The organism is Pasteuria penetrans (assembly GCF_900538055.1).
Taxonomy (GTDB): Bacteria; Bacillota; Bacilli; order Thermoactinomycetales; family Thermoactinomycetaceae; genus Pasteuria; species Pasteuria penetrans.
This window is the reverse complement of the sequence record NZ_UZAC03000001.1, coordinates 278,302-296,578: the sequence shown is the minus strand read 5'-3', so window position 1 is coordinate 296,578 and position 18,277 is coordinate 278,302. Positions and strand designations below refer to the sequence as shown.

20 protein-coding genes and 1 pseudogene are annotated in these 18,277 nt (G+C 46.3%); 11 read left to right on the top strand and 10 right to left on the bottom strand.

What is annotated here, in order from left to right; all coding sequences use genetic code 11:
* Positions 1-9: 9 nt before the first annotated feature.
* From dapF to PPRES148_RS01235, 3 genes are all read left to right on the top strand, one after another.
* On the top strand, positions 10-945 hold the full coding sequence (gene dapF, locus PPRES148_RS01245; RefSeq protein ID WP_149452869.1) for a diaminopimelate epimerase: 936 nt from the start codon (positions 10-12) through the stop codon (positions 943-945).
* Positions 946-947: 2 nt separating this feature from the next.
* A complete protein-coding gene (locus tag PPRES148_RS01240; RefSeq protein ID WP_246142870.1) occupies positions 948-2,060 on the top strand; it encodes a M42 family metallopeptidase in 1,113 nt (370 codons plus the stop codon).
* A gap of 91 nt (positions 2,061-2,151) precedes the next feature.
* Positions 2,152-3,231, top strand: coding sequence for a M42 family metallopeptidase (locus PPRES148_RS01235; protein ID WP_246142869.1), 1,080 nt, complete (start codon positions 2,152-2,154; stop codon positions 3,229-3,231).
* A gap of 152 nt (positions 3,232-3,383) precedes the next feature.
* On the opposite strand, the gene PPRES148_RS01230 is transcribed toward PPRES148_RS01235, so the two are convergent.
* Both PPRES148_RS01230 and PPRES148_RS01225 read right to left on the bottom strand, forming a co-directional pair.
* Positions 3,384-4,502, bottom strand: a complete 1,119-nt coding sequence (locus PPRES148_RS01230; RefSeq protein ID WP_149452868.1) for a BMP family lipoprotein — start codon at positions 4,500-4,502, stop codon at positions 3,384-3,386.
* Positions 4,503-4,604: 102 nt separating this feature from the next.
* Positions 4,605-4,916, bottom strand: a complete 312-nt coding sequence (locus PPRES148_RS01225) for a hypothetical protein (RefSeq protein ID WP_149452867.1) — start codon at positions 4,914-4,916, stop codon at positions 4,605-4,607.
* A gap of 605 nt (positions 4,917-5,521) precedes the next feature.
* Here PPRES148_RS01225 and PPRES148_RS01220 point away from each other — a divergent pair.
* From PPRES148_RS01220 to PPRES148_RS12720, 4 genes are all read left to right on the top strand, one after another.
* On the top strand, positions 5,522-6,040 hold the full coding sequence (locus PPRES148_RS01220) for a hypothetical protein (protein WP_149452866.1): 519 nt from the start codon (positions 5,522-5,524) through the stop codon (positions 6,038-6,040).
* A 293-nt stretch (positions 6,041-6,333) separates the two neighbouring features.
* Positions 6,334-6,504, top strand: a complete 171-nt coding sequence (locus tag PPRES148_RS10380) for a hypothetical protein (protein ID WP_223127905.1) — start codon at positions 6,334-6,336, stop codon at positions 6,502-6,504.
* Between the two features lie 127 nt (positions 6,505-6,631).
* Positions 6,632-6,817, top strand: a complete 186-nt coding sequence (locus PPRES148_RS01215; RefSeq protein WP_149452865.1) for a hypothetical protein — start codon at positions 6,632-6,634, stop codon at positions 6,815-6,817.
* A 354-nt stretch (positions 6,818-7,171) separates the two neighbouring features.
* Entirely contained in the window at positions 7,172-7,306 is a 135-nt protein-coding gene (locus PPRES148_RS12720) for a hypothetical protein (RefSeq protein ID WP_281289887.1), read from the top strand.
* A gap of 1,082 nt (positions 7,307-8,388) precedes the next feature.
* Here PPRES148_RS12720 and PPRES148_RS01210 read toward each other — a convergent pair.
* From PPRES148_RS01210 to PPRES148_RS12175, 6 genes are all read right to left on the bottom strand, one after another.
* A complete protein-coding gene (locus PPRES148_RS01210) occupies positions 8,389-10,563 on the bottom strand; it encodes an FtsX-like permease family protein (RefSeq protein ID WP_149452864.1) in 2,175 nt (724 codons plus the stop codon).
* A gap of 57 nt (positions 10,564-10,620) precedes the next feature.
* The gene (locus tag PPRES148_RS01205) at positions 10,621-11,100 is read right to left on the bottom strand and encodes a hypothetical protein (RefSeq protein ID WP_149452863.1); all 480 of its coding nucleotides are present in this window, start codon (positions 11,098-11,100) and stop codon (positions 10,621-10,623) included.
* A 3-nt stretch (positions 11,101-11,103) separates the two neighbouring features.
* The gene (locus tag PPRES148_RS01200; protein WP_149452862.1) at positions 11,104-11,322 is read right to left on the bottom strand and encodes a hypothetical protein; all 219 of its coding nucleotides are present in this window, start codon (positions 11,320-11,322) and stop codon (positions 11,104-11,106) included.
* Positions 11,323-11,370: 48 nt separating this feature from the next.
* Positions 11,371-11,601, bottom strand: a complete 231-nt coding sequence (locus tag PPRES148_RS01195) for a hypothetical protein (RefSeq protein ID WP_149452861.1) — start codon at positions 11,599-11,601, stop codon at positions 11,371-11,373.
* 83 nt (positions 11,602-11,684) lie between these two features.
* Positions 11,685-11,942 (bottom strand): FtsX-like permease family protein, encoded by a 258-nt coding sequence (locus PPRES148_RS13215; RefSeq protein WP_425468256.1) that lies wholly within the window; start codon positions 11,940-11,942, stop codon positions 11,685-11,687.
* Positions 11,824-12,147 carry a hypothetical protein gene (locus tag PPRES148_RS12175; RefSeq protein WP_223127904.1) on the bottom strand — a complete coding sequence of 108 codons (324 nt, stop codon included), beginning with the start codon at positions 12,145-12,147 and terminating at the stop codon, positions 11,824-11,826. The genes PPRES148_RS13215 and PPRES148_RS12175 overlap by 119 nt, the downstream gene beginning before the upstream one ends.
* 544 nt (positions 12,148-12,691) lie before the next feature.
* Between PPRES148_RS12175 and PPRES148_RS01185 the strand changes: the two genes are divergently transcribed.
* From PPRES148_RS01185 to PPRES148_RS01180, 4 genes are all read left to right on the top strand, one after another.
* Positions 12,692-14,809 carry an ABC transporter permease gene (locus tag PPRES148_RS01185; RefSeq protein ID WP_223127903.1) on the top strand — a complete coding sequence of 706 codons (2,118 nt, stop codon included), beginning with the start codon at positions 12,692-12,694 and terminating at the stop codon, positions 14,807-14,809.
* Between the two features lie 174 nt (positions 14,810-14,983).
* Positions 14,984-15,157 carry a hypothetical protein gene (locus PPRES148_RS13210; RefSeq protein ID WP_223127902.1) on the top strand — a complete coding sequence of 58 codons (174 nt, stop codon included), beginning with the start codon at positions 14,984-14,986 and terminating at the stop codon, positions 15,155-15,157.
* 65 nt (positions 15,158-15,222) lie between these two features.
* A complete protein-coding gene (locus tag PPRES148_RS13205; RefSeq protein ID WP_223127901.1) occupies positions 15,223-15,381 on the top strand; it encodes a hypothetical protein in 159 nt (52 codons plus the stop codon).
* 44 nt (positions 15,382-15,425) lie between these two features.
* Positions 15,426-16,112, top strand: a complete 687-nt coding sequence (locus tag PPRES148_RS01180; RefSeq protein ID WP_149452858.1) for a DUF933 domain-containing protein — start codon at positions 15,426-15,428, stop codon at positions 16,110-16,112.
* Between the two features lie 237 nt (positions 16,113-16,349).
* Here the strand turns inward: PPRES148_RS01180 and PPRES148_RS01175 are convergent, their stop codons facing one another.
* Both PPRES148_RS01175 and PPRES148_RS13200 read right to left on the bottom strand, forming a co-directional pair.
* Positions 16,350-16,580, bottom strand: a complete 231-nt coding sequence (locus PPRES148_RS01175) for a reverse transcriptase domain-containing protein (protein WP_187820326.1) — start codon at positions 16,578-16,580, stop codon at positions 16,350-16,352.
* Between the two features lie 481 nt (positions 16,581-17,061).
* Positions 17,062-18,000 (bottom strand): annotated as a pseudogene (locus PPRES148_RS13200) (IS256 family transposase); the annotation flags it as partial.
* Positions 18,001-18,277: the final 277 nt, after the last annotated feature.

Here is an 18,277-nt window from a genome sequence, read left to right as displayed (position 1 = left end):
GATTAGTAGATGCAATCCCGTCTGGCACCAGGAATCACATTCACTAAGATGCATGGTTTAGGAAATAATTTTATTCTGATCCCCTGGTCACGGTTATCCTCGGAGGGAACCGACCCCGTGCTCTCCCGGCTTGCCTGGACACTTTGCCATCAACAAATGGGGGTGGGTGCGGATGGGCTGGCCGTTTTTACCACTGCTCCCACGACGGGGGATCTCGAGATGCTCTACTGGAATGCGGATGGTTCTAGTGCGGAGCAATGCGTCAATGCCCTACGTTGTGTGGCTTTTTACCACCATATGAGGTCACCCGGTTCACCGCGTTGTTTCGGTATCAAAACCCCTGCGGGTTTTCATCCCGTAAGGGTGCTGGAAAATGGGGACATTCATGTTACGCTGGGGGTGCCTATTTTTGGACCCGGGGAGACCCCGGGGACAGGGGGGGGGGAAGAATCATGGAGGGTTCCCCTATCCACCCCTGCGGGGGATTATGAAGGTGTTGCTGTGTGCTTGGGCAATCCCCATTTGATCATTGAAGGATCATGCAGGGATTTTCCCTTACACCAACTGGGCCCTTCCTTAGAGAAGCATCCTTTCTTTCCAGCAGGGGTGAATGTTACCATTGCTGAGATGCGTGGGACGGATTCTATTTGGGCTTATACCTGGGAACGTGGTGTTGGACTGACCCTGGCCTGTGGTTCCGCGGCCGCTGCTACATTGGCAGCGCTGGTTCGATTGGGGCGCTGCGATCGATCGGCCGAGGTGTACATGCCTGGAGGTGATTTACGAGTTTCTTGGTCCTCCGATGATAGCCCTATTGTTCTACAGGGTGGTGCTAGTTTTGTTTGTGATGGAACGTGGATCGGTGAGGAGGTCCCACGATCGGTTCCGATGTTGGGTCATTTCTATAGGGGTTTTACCCAGTTTTTGAATGAGGATGATAACTGATTATGAGTGAAGGGGGGCGTACGATGGACGCAATAGAAAAGAGAATAGCAGAATTGGTCAATGCCAATGGGATCAGTGGCTTTGAGGATGAGGTTCGTAAGTGTATGGAGGGTTACATGGCCTCACCTGTGTCTGATGCAATTTGGAAGGATCGGTTGGGTAGTTTGGTGGGCAAGAAGGTAGGGGATTCTGAGGGGCCCCGAATTTTGGTGGCTGGGCATATGGATGAAGTTGGTTTTATGGTTACTGATATTATGAAAAAGGGATTTTTACGCTTTCAAACGGTGGGGGGATGGTGGTCGCAAAATGTTCTTGCGCATCGTGTACGTATTCAGTCGAGGGATGGAACAATCCATCGGGGTGTGATCGGTTCCAAGCCGCCCCATCTTCTGAAACCTGAGGAAGTAAAGAAAACGGTTGAATTGTCGGATATGTTCATTGACATCGGTGCGAGGGATGCCGATGAGGTAGCCCAATGGGGGATACGTCGCGGGGATCCCATCGTTCCTGACTCCGATTTTTATACGTTGGCCCATGGCACGATTTGGGCTGGCAAAGCTCTGGACAACCGGTCCGGGTGCGCCCTAGCGATTGAGGTCCTACATCGGTTGAAGGGAATGGATCATCCCAATATTGTCTTTGCTGGTGCTACCGTACAGGAAGAGGTAGGCCTGCGGGGGGCGGAAACATTGGCCCGAAGGGTTCAACCGGATATTGCTTTTGCAGTGGATGTGGGTTGTGCAACGGATATGCCCGGGTTTGAGGATAGGGCGACATGTATGGTAATGGGTCAGGGGCCAACGGTTGTTTTATATGATTCCTCTATGTTGCCCCATCGTGGGTTGCGTGATTTTGTTATGGATACGGCGGAGGAACTGAAAATCCCCATTCAACTGGATTCTATGGCCAGGGGTGGAACCGATGGTGGGAAATTCCATTTGACAGGTATAGGTTGTCCCACGGTTGTGGTGGGTTTTCCCACGCGGTATATTCATAGTCACAATGCTCTCATGGCACGTTCTGATTTCGAGCAGGCGGCCCAGTTGCTTGTTGCTGTAATTGAAAGACTGGATCGCCGTAGTCTACAGAATTTGGTTGGTTTTGATGTGGGGTGATGATTAGGAAAACAGGCCTCAGTGGGGTCTGTTTTGTGATGGTGGATTCTCATTACGGTTTTCCTACGATAGAAATGGGAGTGGGTGGGGTGTGACAGGGTCTTTTTCCGTGGAGAAAAAACTCCGCGATCTAGTGAATGCGGACGGTGTTTCGGGCTTTGAGGATCCGGTGCGTCGGTGTATGAGGGATCACCTCTCCCCCATGGTGGAGGAAATTCTCTACGACCGTTTAGGAGGAATGGTAGGTAGGAAACAAGGGGATCCTGAGGGTCCGAGGGTATTGATAGCGGGTCACATGGATGAGGTAGGTTTTCTCGTTACGGGTGTTACGAAGGGTGGGTTTCTGCGGTTCCAGACTATAGGTAGCTGGTGGTCACAAAATGTTTTGGGGCATAGGGTACGGATTCATTCTCGGGATGGAGGTGTACATCGTGGTGTGATTGGTTGTAGGTCTCCTCATCTCTTGAAGGTGGGGGAAAGGGAAAAAACTGTGCAAGTGAGTGATTTGTTCATCGACATTGGTGCGGGGGATTCAGAGGAGGTTGCGCAGTGGGGTATCCGACCTGGTGATTCCATTGCTCCTGATTCATGTTTTTATACGCTGGCTGACGGGATGATCTGGGCTGGAAAGGCTCTAGACAATCGTGCGGGTTGTTTGTTAGCCATTGAAGTGGTAGAGAGATTGAAAGAACAATCCCATCCTAATATCCTCTTTGCTGGTGCCACGGTCCAGGAGGAGGTGGGGTTGCGGGGTGCGGAGACGTTAGCCCGTCTTGTGGAACCGGACGTGGCTTTTGCTTTGGATGTAGATATTGCTACCGATACACCTTCGGGGTGTTCCTCAGGGCTACGTATGGGTGCGGGTCCCGTGCTGGCTATGTATGATGATGGTCTTATTTCTCACCGTTTTTTGTGTGATTTTGTTTTGGATGTAGCAAGGGAGATAGGGATTCCCGTTCAGAAGGAAGCGGGGGGAAAGGGGGGGACCGATGGGGGTAAGTTTCATCGATTTGGGATCGGTTGTCCTACTGTAACATTGGGTTTTGCGACTAGATATATCCATAGTCACAATTCCCTTTTGCATAAGGATGATTTTATGCAATCCATTCAATTGCTGACAGCTGTTCTGAGGCGTTTGGATCGGCCCCTTCTCAAGGATCTTTTGAGGTAGGGGTGGTATCATTCGTTCGGTATTTTGGGGTAGGAAAAAACCATTCCCTGATAGAGGAATGGTTTTTTCCTTTGTAGAGAGCAAATACGAAAACTATGGTGGGAGTTCCTGGATGGTCAACCCGTACTCACTCATACTTTGGACCTGATATCCTAGGGGGAGCTGATACTCTTTTTTATGTGTTCAAGAAAATAATTTGGGGGTTGCCATGATTTTTCCTCTTCCTCTGTGGCGGGGACTACCATCCCCTTGGCGACGGCTTTTTCGCCAGCTTCCAGGATCATGTCTGATTGTTGCGTTTTTTTAGCATCCAATTTATCGGCGTAGTCTCTCTTGATGTCAATAGCCCCTTCGGAAATTCCATAGGGGTTGATTCTTCCAAATGAGGAGGTATCCCCCTTCCTCATCTTGTTTATCATATCTTTGAAGACCAAATAGAAGTGTTTACGTACAGATCCTATGATGTGATTAGGGGCTTCCGATTTTTGGTCCTTATCGGTACCGATACCCCATATTTCCCTGTCTTTTGTTTCCCTGATTGCACGAAACATTCCCTTGGCCACCTTACCTGCAGCATGATAAAACACATCGACTCCCTTGGCGATGAGGGGAGGTGTGAGCGATAGGCCCAGATTTGCATCGAGGAAACTATTTGCATAAACGACCTCGACCTCTATGGGTTTTTCCTTGGCTTGTGAAATGACCTTCACTCCTGCTTTGAATCCTGCTATGAAACGACTGACTAGGGTGCACGGCATTCCGGCAATGAGTCCGACTTTTCCCGTTTTTGTGACGTAGCCTGCCAGGAGTCCTGCCAAAAAAGCTCCCTGGTGATCGTTGAATAGGCAGGAAGCCATATTGGGGGGAAACTTTTGATTTTTATCACTATCTATTACTATGAAACGGGTGTTGGGATATTCTGGTGCTAATTCCATCATAGGTTCCGCAAGCCGAAAACTTACTCCTATCATGAGTTCTTTTTTCTTTTCCAGAAGTCTCTTCATGTCAGACTTCTGGGCCGTTTCTCCCTTGTTTTCGATGATTTGGTAGGTTAATGGATTTCCCTCTTTCTCTAACCTTGCCAAAGCTTCATCGGCGGCTTGGCCATAGGATCCATCCTTATTCCCTCCCTCATTGAGAACTAAACCTATGTTGAAACGGTCCTCACCACTTGTCTGCCTATCATTACTGTTGCATCCTCCTAATCCAAATAGTGCGAGGGAAAGGCTGATGATACCTGAATAGGTAGTCCGTATTCCTTTTCTATTCATTATGTTCGCAGTATCCTTTCCCCAAATTCTTGCAGTATACCCCTGACCCACTCTTTGTTGTTTTGTGAAAGATGGTAACGATGGGGAAGGACCATGAATTTTTCATAGGGAAACGAAGAAGGGGGGATCCCTCCCATTTCTTTTGTTCCTATGGTTGGGAAATTTATCTTCCTTCCCGGCTCTATTTTCCATGATGGGGGGTCTCTTTCTTTCCTCGGGTAGACAGTGTACCATCACAAGCCCTGATGGGGCAATGGGTTTTTCCACTACGGTATCGAACGGGTCATTATGGTTGAATATCTTGCTGATCGTAGGAAGATCCCAATCTGAGATCACCCAACCATCTGTTTCTTGATCGTATGGACGGTTTTCGTCGCTGATGAGCTGTGTACGTCTGGCAATGATAGTACCCAATTCTTCTTTACAAAGGAAATCGGGTAGGGTAAGGTGTATGCGATAGGTTATCGGGGGGTAAAATCTTTTATTATATAATTTTATCTGGATGTATATGCAAATATATAGATAGTTGGTTGTATCTTTGCTATTCTATTTGATATTTCCATATGTAAGCATAGAAGGTAAAAATATGTGGATAAGGAAGGGGACGAGAGTTCGAAGTCTATTCTGAAGTATGTTCTAATTTTTTATATTCATAAGGAGTGGTGCTACCGCAAAAAGGAACGATCCGACAAGTACCGCCTAGAACACTGTTTTCCAAAATTCGGTTCCCTCCCCGATCTATAATAAAATTTAATAAATATAGTATGGTTATTTGATAGTACTTGCTCTTTCATTCAATGCATCCTCAGGAAAAAGATTAGCCTATGGTCAGGCTACCCATATTTATGATAATATTCTGAATATATAAAGTAAAGTAGGATGTGATCCTCTCTCCCTATGTACATTCGAAATAACTTCTATGTATTACTTGAAAAATACTCCCAAAAAAACTTGAAGACCATCTGTTATTCCTATATAATCCTCTTTATACCCACATACAAAAAGGAGGTTGATAACAGATGGTCTCAAGGCATTGTACCATGGAACCGTCGAACTTGAAAGGGGTAGAGGAATGGATTGAATACTTCGCGGACAAGTGGTACTGGTGTTCCACCAAGGAAGAAATTAAACTTGCAATCCTTTGCGAGTACTACGTGCAATATGCTTCATTGTACAAGGAAAAATATGCCGATTACCATAATACGATTGGTCAACCCTGCAAGGATATTCTTTTTATCATAATCCTGGAGTTCGTTAAAAAGACCTTTGGGTGGACCGACAGGGAATTGATCGAACGTCTCCCACGGGAGGGATTATTTTTTGAAGCTCTGGGGGGGAAGAAAAGAAAGCCCCTTATAGGTAGAAGGACATTATATGACGGCAGGAAACGGTTGTTGGCATACGAGGAGGAAACAGGATGCAATGTTACACAGGATTCCTTTCAGCATTTCACCACCTTCCAAAAGTCAATAGTAGGTATGCTATCCACCTGCCGTAGAATGGATAGCACACTAATCAACAGCAACATAAGGAAATGAACCCGTAATGAAGTGATCGATCTGGTGGCAAAAAATGTGGTTTGTATCTCGGCTGAACTTCTGATTCCCCTCCCCGCGGAGTGGGGGGTCTTTCTGGAAAAAGGGGTGCAAAGTAACAGACATCGGTAGTCGGCAATCATTGGGCCATCAGTCCTCCCTTCTCCCTCCCCGAAGGAGTAACAGCAAGGGATCATAGAACTGCAGAGCTAATTGGGGTTTGCTTGGCCATAAGGGAACAGGTCTCCCAATAGGACAAAATCAGATCAACCATGGAGTATGCATTGCTGGAAAGGGTGATCTGGGAACAGACTGAAGAGGATGAACAAGGAAATCTCAGGATGATTCCCAAGGTGCGTTCTGGTAGTCTACAAAGCCCTTGTGATCCTGATGCTCAGTACAGGAAGAGGAACAAACAGGAATGTTGGGGATATTCCGGACAGATCGTGATGGGGAGAAGGGAATAAGCCTAATTTCCTTCTTTGATCTGAGAGGTTCCTTTCTATCCAGATACGACCTTTGCGAAGGAGTACATAGGAACATGAATTCCCCATGATGGAACGTGGTTGTATGCCGATGGGGGGTACTACAGCTATGAGATCAGTGAGCTTGCCCAATCAAAGGGTACTATATTTCACCAATATGACGGGCAAAAGGGAGAACCCCAATCAATTGAGAGCAAGCACGTTTGTGCGGGACAAAAAAACGAAGGAAATTACACGATGCGTGGACAACAGGGAACCCGAGAACAGCTTATCCATACATATCATAAAGAAGTAATTCATTAACTGTTAGCAATCAAAATATCCTATTTTTAAACATAATTAATATCGGAAAAAACTAAATCAACTGACTTTTACTCCCCGCACCAGCACCGTGTGTCAAGAAGTCGTTCAAGAGATGAAGGTTGCTCGGCCCTTCGTAACCGGCTGGTAGGTAGCAGGTTACAAACCGCCTAGTGCTGCTGGGGTCAAATGCCCTGGTTGTGAGCGATCTAGGAAAAGGCAGGGCATGACCCCCTGTCAGGTGGGAATCGGGGAGATCAGCGAAAGCGAATCGTTCGAAGACGCATCGAAAAGCGTAGTCCATGTCAAAACCGAGGTGGGGTGCTAACGTCAGGATGAACCGTGGGGGATGACCTATCTTCTGCCCTGGTGGCATGTGGTGTATAGGCGGGATGAACCCGATGTAGGGGCTCTTGATCGGAACTTGAGAGATCGTCGTCGTACGGCGTCTGGCTGTCGCCAGATGGAAAAAGACCGAGGATAAAACCGAGGTTCCGTGCACGAAGTCGGATCAGCTCATAGTAGTGAGGAAGCTTTTGTAATGGAAGTGGAGCGAAGGGGCTGACTCATCCTGCGGAGGACAGTTAGATGAGAACTTTAGTGGGGGATCCACTAGAGGAGGTCACTGGAACCTCGGGGCAACATCCCCATAACCGAAGTAGGACTTAAAGGGTCTGAAGATTGGGATGGGATGAGAAGAGCCGGATGATGCGAGAGTATCACGTCCAGATCTGTGAGGGACTCGGCTGAAATGCCGGATCTACTCGACAGTAATCCATGGAGGATAGCACCTCGAATGGGGGGAAATCCCCCCCAAAAACCCTGTTCAGAAGTTCACACCCCCAACAGGATGCTGCCAACGTAGGGTCGCATTCTTCACTTTAGAAAGATAGAAAATCCCCAAACCAAACGGAGGTATTTTCGAAGTATTCACAATGGAGGATAGGGGAGCCTAAACGGTAGTTGGGAACCAACGTAAGCCCCTTTTGAAGCCACTCTCCACCCTTGCTTCCTATGGATGTCGTTTGGGGAAATCATCTTTCCGGATGCGGTGGATCGGAATGGAACATTATGTTGGAAATGCGTTTATGGGGTCTATTCCCGGCCCAACCTTCTATGTGGGAAATATCCGTCTAATAACCGAGTATCTGTTTCACTTCGTTTGCCTTCCCAGAGCCTCTAGTGTTACACCGTTTGTTCGGAAGGAAACAAGCTTTTTCAACAGGGGAGGGGTCCCCCTAACGGAAGTAGGGGTTTGGCCAGGACCGACTGGAAATTGGCGTTCTGTAAGCCGTGGAATCAGGGGAGGTAATAGGGCCTTTATGGGTATCTAGGATACGTTTCCTATAGCCATTCCTGGTGATTTTGCAGCGTCCCCCACCGTTTCTCAGTTTTTATTGTATAGGACTAGATATCTAGTTGGAAGAAAACAATCCCCTATCAATTCTGGTGGATTTATCATTATGGTGGGGCTGTGGGTTTCATCGTAAACGAACGTTCTTACAAGAAAATCAGGGAAAACTAGAAAAACGGGGGAAATCTAGGTGTCCCCCCGCTTCTAATTCATCATCTAGTTATCCGTTTCTTTATTGCACGCAATATACACAAACGGGCTGATAGAAATATGATCATCTGAATGCCCAAAAATACGGCAATCACCTGCATAGTGGAAAGCGATGCAATCTCCAAAATCTTGTTTCCTATTTCCCCTTCTGACCCCTCGCCTGTAATTAGGGGGATCATGTGCTTTACCGATCGGATTCCGTAGTACACCACGCAGAATGCTAAGAAAACAGCTAGCAGCAAGGGGAAAAAGAAAATATAGGAAATTTGAACTGTGATTGATTTTTGTAAATTTGGTATAGAAAAGCCGATTCGTAGTAAATTATGAAACTGTTGCTGTTGGTCTTCTATATCGGTATAAATGCGAAGCAGTAGGAAGTTACCGGCAATGGTAACAAAGACAAGGCAAATGGTCAGCATGGTGAGCAAACAGGGAAATAGGAACCATTTTAATTTGTCTTTTTGACTACCATCGTGGATTATGTGATCCATTATTCTATTTGTAGGAGTAACCGTTCCGGAATCAGATGGTTCTGTTACCTTGACCAGGGCGCGAAAAATTGGGAAATTCATTCTACCCTGCTTCGATATATAATTAACGTCTCGAAGTTTTAGGATACCGGGATCCTGTAGATCTAATAATTTTGAATACACACTATCTCCCAACACATACATTCCTTGCGCATTACCATCTGCAGAATGTTCCTGTGGGAGAACCGCAGGTACAGGGTGTTTTTCCAGACTTGGGATTGTAACCTTTGCGGCGCCTAACCCCCGCGGTAATGGATTTGAGGCCGCTCCTTGCTTCGATCCTAGTGCTACCGCCTCATTGGGTTTAAGGTGTAGTAGTTCTCCCCCATAGGCTCCCATTATCTTGTTATAGTCGTTTACAGAAACGGCTACGAACTCGGTATGCTCCTCGAGAAAAGATTGATCCCCCCTTGCTAGGGCTTCCCTCTTTTTATCCTGTATCTCCTCATATTTTTCATGCTCCTCAGGCTTCACTGGGGGTTTGATGAGGTCTGTGTTTTCCTTGTCCAAACGTACAACCGGTGTCGAATCAACACGCCTCAGACCGACGTCATTATTTAGGAGAGTCTGATCCATCCACTGCGATCTACTTTGCACCTCAGAACTGATCCTATCTTCTTCCCCTAGGCGATGGATGAGAAGGGGGGCTGGATTCTGTTGCTGATTCTCCATTCCCGTAGTGAACTCGGTAACCCCCTTCACAATGGTTACTACAACACTCACCGAGGTAAAGACGGTGAGCAGAAGCATAGAAAAAAACCAGAAGAAGCGGGAGTTGTCACGCAATCGATGGGCCATGTTCCCCATCCACAACAGACGTATTCCGTGCCAGGAAAAGGACCTATTCCAACGGAACCATTTTGCCAGGGCTACACTCCCCTGGCGATAGAAAAGGTAGGTACCCACAAAAGTCAATAGCACACAAATAGGAAAAATATATTGAATGGAATCTGGGAACTCACCGACACCTATATTCATATCCACAGGTAGGAAGAGACAAATTGCGATAATGATACCTAGGGAAAGAAATGATACCAGGGCACGTAGGGATCCTATCGCCGGTTCTGGTTTATCATCCATTCGTTTTTTGCCTTGAAGTAACTGAATTGCTTTTTGATTCTGTACGAGAAAGGGTATCGCAAGGGCAGCCAAAAGAAAAATAGCTAGGGAGGATGCCGCCGTGATTCCCAAGGATCCGAGGGAAAAGTGAAAATCCAATGCTACATACTCGAAAAGGGACTCCGCAAGGAGTCCAAGGCCCCAATTTAGAACCATACCGAGCAACACCCCGAAAACAACTGAAAAACCACCAATGATCATGGTCTCTAACCATAATATAATCCGCAACTGTTGGTATTTTATACCCATGAGTATAAAGATCCCGAATTGTTTCTGCCGTTCCCTGTAGAGCGTAGCTAGGGAATAGAAAACGGAGAAGAAGGAACAGAACATGAGGATATAAAACATGGTCCGAAAAAGGGATTTCATCAGTTCCTGATATTCCCTTGACGGGGGCAACTGGGGATGGAACATGAAGGATGCAAAAGAAAAGATGACTGCTGAAATGATAATCGAGTTCAACAGCAGACCTATGTAGGCCTGCGGACGACGCCGGATCATACGAGCTACACACGAAAACAATGTCATGATTCTACCGGCCTCCTAATCCTTTCGGCACATCTTCGCCTACATTGTACCATAGCTTTATTTGGTGGCATCTCTTTTTTGACTGTAATCTTCCCTATCCCCCACTACATACATCCCTAGCGGTCTTATCCCATTCCCAATAGGAATCGCAGTTACAGGTCGGTTTTCCAGGATTGGAACTGTAACCCCTGTAGTCCCTAATCCCCGCGGCAATGGATTCAAGTCCGTTTCTTGCCCCGATCCTAATGCTGCTGTCTCATTGGGTGTAAGGGACAGTAGTTTCCCACCATATGCCTCCATGATCCTGTTATAATCATTCACAGAAATGGCTATGAATTCGGCATGCTTCTCGAGAAAAGATCGATCTCCCTTTGCCAGGGCTTCCCCCTTTTTCTCCCAGGGATTTTCATATGCTTCATACTTCTCGGGTTTCGCTTGGGGTTGGACAGAGTAGGGGTTTTCTTTATCCGAACGTACAATCGGTGTTGAATCAATACGTTTTGGACCGCTATCACTATGGGGGAGAATCTGATCCATCTACTATGATCTATTTTGCGCCTCAGGACTGATCCTATCCTCTTCTCCCAGGCGATGGATGAGAAGGGGTGCTGGATTCTGTCGCTGATCCGCCCTTTCTAGGGAGGGCTCGGTGATCTCCTTCATAAAGGTTACTGCACCAATCGCTAAGATAAAAACAGAAAACAAAAGCATAGAAAAAAACCAAAAGAAGCGGGAGTTGTCACGCAACCGGTGGGCCATGTTCCCCATCCATAACAAACGTATGCCGTGCCAGGAAGAGGACCTATTCTAACGGAACCATTTTGCTAGGGCTACGCTCCCATGGCGATAGAAAAAGTAGGCACCCACAAAAGTCAATATCGTACAAATGTCGGTAATATATGGAATTCCTAGACTTATAACCTCTATCGTTGATATGTTTGTAGGTAAGAAGAGACGAATTGCGATAACGATTCCCAAGAGGAGAAATGATACGAGAACACGAAGGGTCTCTACCGATGGTTCTGGTTGATCATCCATCCGCTTTTTGCCCTGAAGTAATTGAATGACTCTTTGATTTTGTATGAGGAAGGATAGCACAAGGGCAACCAAAAGAAAAATGGCTAGGAAGGAGTGATTCCTAGGGCTTCAGGAGAAAGGTGAAAATCCCATACTGCATACCCGAAAAGGGACTCTGTAAGAGGCCCAAGGCCCCAACTCAGAATCATACTACCCAACAACACCCCAGAAACTACCGAAAAACTACCAATGCCTATGGTCCCTAATGATAACATAATCCACAACATAATCCACAACTGTTGGGATTTTATACCTAAGAGTACAAGGGTCCCGAATTGTTTCTGTCGTTCCTTGTAGAGAATAACCATAGAGTAGAAAACGGGGAAGAAGGAACAGAATAATGAAAAATATGGTCCCAACCCCTCCTAACAGGGGCAACCGGGGATGGAACAGGAATGATGCAAAGGCAAAGAGGACGGATGAAGTAATGATCGAGTTCAACAGCAGACCTATATAGGCTTTCGGACGACGTTGGATCATATGATCTATACATGGGAACAATGTCACGATTCTACAGCCAGCCTTCTAACTAAACCTTTCTTGCATACCTTCGTCTATATTGTACCATGACTTCATTTTATGGCTATGGTGTCATTTCGGAAAAGAATGACCTGACACTCCCCGCCTTGAACATCGTCGGGTAGGTTCGGCAATCTCAGCCAACCCTCTCACAGAACCATACGTAATACTCTTGCATTATGCGGTTCTTATGGTCCATAGGGGAAAGATTCATCCAACTAGACGCCAATGCGCAAGCAACTTCCTATGCCTGGAACGGGTACAAGATATCCATCTGCTAGCCCTTTCCTATTACTAAAAATATAATAATTTTTATATTATTTATGGTATTGAATTCCATATATTTATCATATTCCATCATGAGTCTAGAAAGGAATCAAATTCTATAAACGAATATTCTGGAATCATATGGTTGGGCCAATTTTTCCATAGCAGCACCATTCCTGTACGCATATCATCGATTCGTCCTGGAGACCTTGCTATGGTACAATGTGGATCGATCATGCGAAGATATTTGGGGGATATGGAATTCATGACATTTCTTTCGTGTGTAACTCATATGATCCAGCGTCGTCCACAGGCCTATATTGGTTTACTGTTGAATTCAATCATTACTTCATCTGTCCTCTTTGCTTTTGCTTCTTTCATATTTCATCCCCAGCTGGAAATGTTTCGGGAGTTTTCAGAGTCCTCCTTTTGGGGCATGTTTTATATTCTTATGTCCTGTTCCTTTTTCTCCATTTTCTATTCCATGGCTACGCTTTATAGAGGTCGGCAGAGACAGTTTGGAATTTTCCTGCTCTTGGGTATGAGACCTCAACAGTTGCGGGTTTTGTTATCCATAGAAACCATGATTGTTGGTGGTTTTTCGATTGTTTTCGGGGTGCTGTTCGGTGTGGTTCTGAATTTGGGCTTTGTGTCCTTCACCCGGTCTTTTTTTGAGTATGTACCATTGAGTTTTCACTTTTCCTTTGGTTCTTTGGGGATCACAGCGGCATCCTCCCTAGCTATTTTTCTTTTGGCCGCTCTCGTGATGCCTTTTTTCGTACGGAACCAGAAGGTGGTTCAGTTACTCCAGGGCGAAAAACGAGTGGATGATCAACCGGAGCCATTGGTGGGGCTTTTTCGCGTTCTAGTGTCGTTTTTTTCCTTGGGGATCGTTGTCGCAATTTGTCTCTTCTCATCTGTGGATGCGAGTAGGTACTACGAGATTCTAAATATTTTCCTCATTTGTGTTGCATTGACTTTTGTGGGTGTTTACTTTTTCTATCGCCAGGGGAGCGTAGCTTTAGCAAAATGGTTCCGCCGGAATAGGTCCTTTTCCTGGCGCGGCATACGTTTGTTATGGATGGGGAGCATGGCTCATCGGTTGCGTGACAACTCCCGCTTCCTTTGGTTTTTTTCTATGCTCTTGCTCACTGTCTTTATCTTGGTGAGTGTTGTAGTAGCCGTTACTGGGTTCAGTGCGAGGATGGAGGAGAAGCAACGTGATCCAGCCTCTCTTCTCATCCATCGCCTGGGGGAAGAGGATAGGATCAGTCCTGAGGTGCAAAGTAGATCGAGGTGGATGGATCTGATTCTCCTAAACAAGGACAGCGGTCTGAGGCGTGTGGATTCGACACCGGTTGTACGTTTGGATAAGGAAAACACAGACCTCATCAAACCCCCAGTGAAGCCTGAGGAGCATGAAAAATATGAGGAGATACAGGATAAAAAGGTGGAAGCCCTGGCGAAGAGGGACCGATCCTTTCTCGAGGAGCATACCGAGTTCATGGCTGTCTCTGTGAGTGATTACAATAGGATCATGGGAGCATATGGTGGGAAACTACTGTCCCTTGCACCTAGTGAGATGGTGGTAGTAGGACCGAAGCAAGCGGCGGCCTTGAATCCATTACCGCGGGGGTTGGGGGTTGTGAGGGTTACAGTCCCCAACCTGGATCAACAGCCCGCTCTTTTCCCACCGCTAGGTCCTGTAGGGTATGGGCGGATAGGGGCGTATGTACTGGGGGAGGAAGCATATTCGAAACTGCTAGCTTCATGGGATCCTAGCATTCGAAAGTTTCGGGATGCCCATTACGTGTCAAAGCAGGGTGAAATGAACTTCCAGATTTTTCGGGCTCTGGGCCAGGCGAGTTTATTGTATTCCAACGACGAATACACCCCCGACAAAATAGGGAGTCATATCGTCTACGATAGTATGAATAAGTATAGAGGGAAATGGGAATTTTTTTTCCCCCTGTTTACCGTACTGATCCTTTCCCTTGTATTTGTTATCATTACTGGTAACTTCTTGTTGCTTCGTATTTATACTGACGTGGAAGACCAGCGGCAACAATTTCATAATCTGCTACGGATTGGTTTTTCTGTCCGACATCTACAGAAGTCGATCACGGTTCAAATGTCTTATGTTTTCTTTCTCCCTTTTCTGGTGGCTGTTCTTCTAACATTCTGTGCATTGTATTATGGGATCCGGTTTGCAAGGCACTCCTTTCTCGTGGGAAAGGGTAAGGAGATGGGGGATGAGATTTTATCGGTTGCATTGTTCTCTTCCTCGCAGGTGATTGTGGTATTTTTGGGTGTCCAAGCGATTATGTTTTTTCTGGCCCGTTTGTGGGTATTGCGTGCAATGGGGGAACGGAGGACGGGATGATGGGTACGGAAACAGGGAAGGGTTGATTCAAGATTTTTATGTAAATTTTTAGGAGGGGAAGACCCGAGGGATCTCGACATTCTTTATACTATGCTTGTATCCCAAGGAGAGTTCCTTTTATGTCCATTCCTGTTCTTGTGTGCGGAACATCCCTTAGGGGAACCGGGGATATCCATGGTCCCAACAATCCACACTGGGCTCCACGAATCCTTTCCTTTTTGCACTATTGAACCCAATGTGGGTACGGTTTCCGTTCCTGATCCACGTCTGGATGCACTCGCCCTTTCCATCCAGTCTCGATCGGTTGTACCCACTGCGGTGCAATTTGTGGATATAGCAGGATCGTAAAGGGGGCGAGTCGTGGTGAGGGGCTGGGCAACGCTTTCCTAGGGCATATTCGTACGGTGGACACGGTGGTTCAGGTAGTTCGTTGTTTTACGGATGATTCCGTGATTCATGTTTCTGGGAAGGTAGATCCTATTGGGGATGCCCAGACCATTGGGTTAGAATTGGTGCTTGCCGATATTGAGGTTGTGGAGCGGCGGTTTATCCAAGGTGGGTTCCCATGCTAAATCAGGTGATAGGGGGGCACGTCATGAGTTAGCGGTCCTCCACGATGTGGAGGGCACATCTGGAGGAAGGGGAATGGATCCGAACGCTAGATATGCCCCAGGATTCCCTCTCTCTTTTGTCACCGCTCGATTTACTCACTCAGAAGAAAATGATTTATATAGCCAATGTGGGCGAAACGGATATCGGAAATCCGGGGGAGAGCGAGTACGTACAGAGTCTTGTGACCCATGCATCCCGATTGAAAGCACAGGTGGTTCCCCTGTGTGCGCAATTGGAATCAGAAATTGCTTTGCTGGAATCAGAGGAACAGGGAGACTTTCTGCGCGAATTGGGTTTTGTGGAACCAGCGCTCCATTGCCTTGTGCGAACGACGTATGATCTTTTGGGTTACCGTTCCTTCTTTACGGCGGGTGAAAAGGGGGTGCGTGCCTGGACTATAGTCAGCGGTCAAACGGCCGTGGAGGCTGCCGCTAAGATTCATAGTGATATTGCCCGTGGGTTCATAGCTGCTGAGGTTATCCCATGGAAGGAATTGGTGGATTTCGGGGGGTCTTGGGCACGGGCACGCGAGCAGGGGCGTTGCGTTGTCGTTTGGAGGGAAAACAATATGTGGTTCAGGACGGTGATGTGGTGCTCTTCAGGCATAATCAGTAACGATTCACTGTGGGGGATTTTTTGTGCGATGCATTTGGGATGCAATCCCAAATGCGGTATAAATTCCATGGATTAGGTGATTTTGTTATGTAAATTTATTCCTAAGGGTGTAGGGTCAAAAGTATGAGATAGTACCGGCCGATCGTTTATACACGACCACTCCAGTTTTCGTACCTGCTATCGTACAATCATAACATACTGTTTACTAACAAATACATGCAATGGGTATTCTCATTAATAAATAAATATATTCTATTAAAAAATACAAGATAGTTCCTGAAGACTTAAAGAGTCCTGCGGGGGATTTTTGACTCTATGCCCCTAGAAAATCAAAGGAAACAACATCATGATTTCCGCTCCGCCTATCATCTTCACAGTAGAAGATTTTAGTCTTCTCAGGATGCAGTTCCAGCCCGCATTCCGCCATCCTTTGCTGAATTTCTGAGAGAAGATATTCAGCCTGCGTCTTGTTCCGACAGTGAACGATGATATCATCCACATACCTCGCAAAACGTATATCGGGATGCTGCGCGTTTCGATCCACTGATCGAATGCGCAGTGCAGGAACAGATTGGCCAGGAGAGGACTTATGGCTCCACCTTGTGGCGTGTGCCCTTACTCCTCTCCTGACTCAACCCATCAGGTAATAACACCAGTGCCTTGAGCTATCTCTTGCAATAGAGTAACGTTGCTTTATCCGCCCTAAAGTGCTTAAGGGTTGCATCCCAAATTTGGTGTCACCCCCCAGAAAAGTGATTTTAGGTTTCTTGTCCTTGCCCACGAATCGCTCCCCTGGGGATATTTTTTAACCAATAATATTGTTTATAAAAAAATATAAAAGTTGAAATGCACGGAGGCTATGATCCTTAATTGAGTAAATTTTGTAAATATTTTGAATCTATATAGAACGACTGCCCTGATACCCATTTTTGGCATCACCTAAGAAGCTTCGGTTTATATATTCATTAACAAAATATTGTTATATAAATTAGAAATATAAACAATATATAAAAAAATTTATACTATTATAGCCAACCCGTCTTTTGCATGGCTTTTTCCCGTTGTTTCCTGCTGTGTTTTAGGACGCAAAGACCCTCTGTTTGATGAAGGGAACCCGAGGTCGGATGGTAGCGAACCTTTTTTGTGAAACGTTTGATTTCTCCATTCCATCGTTCCGTGATGTTGGTGGTACGACAGGCCACGCGATCGTTTTTATCGTGGCGAAGATGAATTGTAATCTGAGGCAACCCCCTTCGAAAAATCCTCATGGCACGAGGCGCAAGAGAGCGGTATTCATGATCGATCTCCATGGCCGCCTTATGGGCCACTTCCTGGTTGGGGGCTTCCCAAACCTCCTCACGAATTCTTTCCGAGAGAGATCCCTACTCCGCGATAGGGAGATGATCCCTCTTTAGAGCTGCCTTCCGCAGATTTCGGGTCCAATGAGCTATACAACGTTGCCAATCAGACAGAGGGTACTCCTCTTGTATGGCCTGTATGAGGCCGTCGTGGGCATCTGTAGTGATCAGGGGTATTGTATGTAAACCGCGTGAACGGAGGTTTTGAAAGACCTTGCGCCAGGTCTGAATACATTCTGGCTGATCGATCCCATAGTACAAAATGTCTTGAATGCGAACACCATTTCGGTTGCTGAATCCCATGACGATGTATACGGCTACGGATCCCCTACCACGAACATAAGTGTAGGTGGCATCTGCCTGGACAAAGCTATAGCTGTTACCTTGTAGGGAACGTTGATTCCATACACTTAGATGGGAATCATAATAGCGTCTAAACCGGCGAGAAAGAGTGGAGCGCGGGATATCACTATGGCATCATAACAACAGGGATTGTCTCGACAAATCCTGCAGGGATACACAATCAGCACGGAGGGGGTACAATTTCTCCAACCAATAGTGGGTATATCTCTGATAACGCTCCACAAGAACGGATTCGAATCCCCCTTATATTTTGTTACATATTAGATTGAAATAATTAATAAAAAAAATAGATTCAGAGATGGGTCATCAAACGACGCGGGGAGGACAAAAAAGGGCCCTCGCGGGGTCCTGACACCAAATTTGGGATGCAACCTTGAATTCCATATATTTATCATATTCCATCATGAGTCTAGAAAGGAATCAAATTCCATAAACGAATATTCTGAAATCACATGGTTGGGCCAATTTTTCCATAGCAGCACCATCCCTGTACGCATATCATCGATTCGTCCTGAAGACC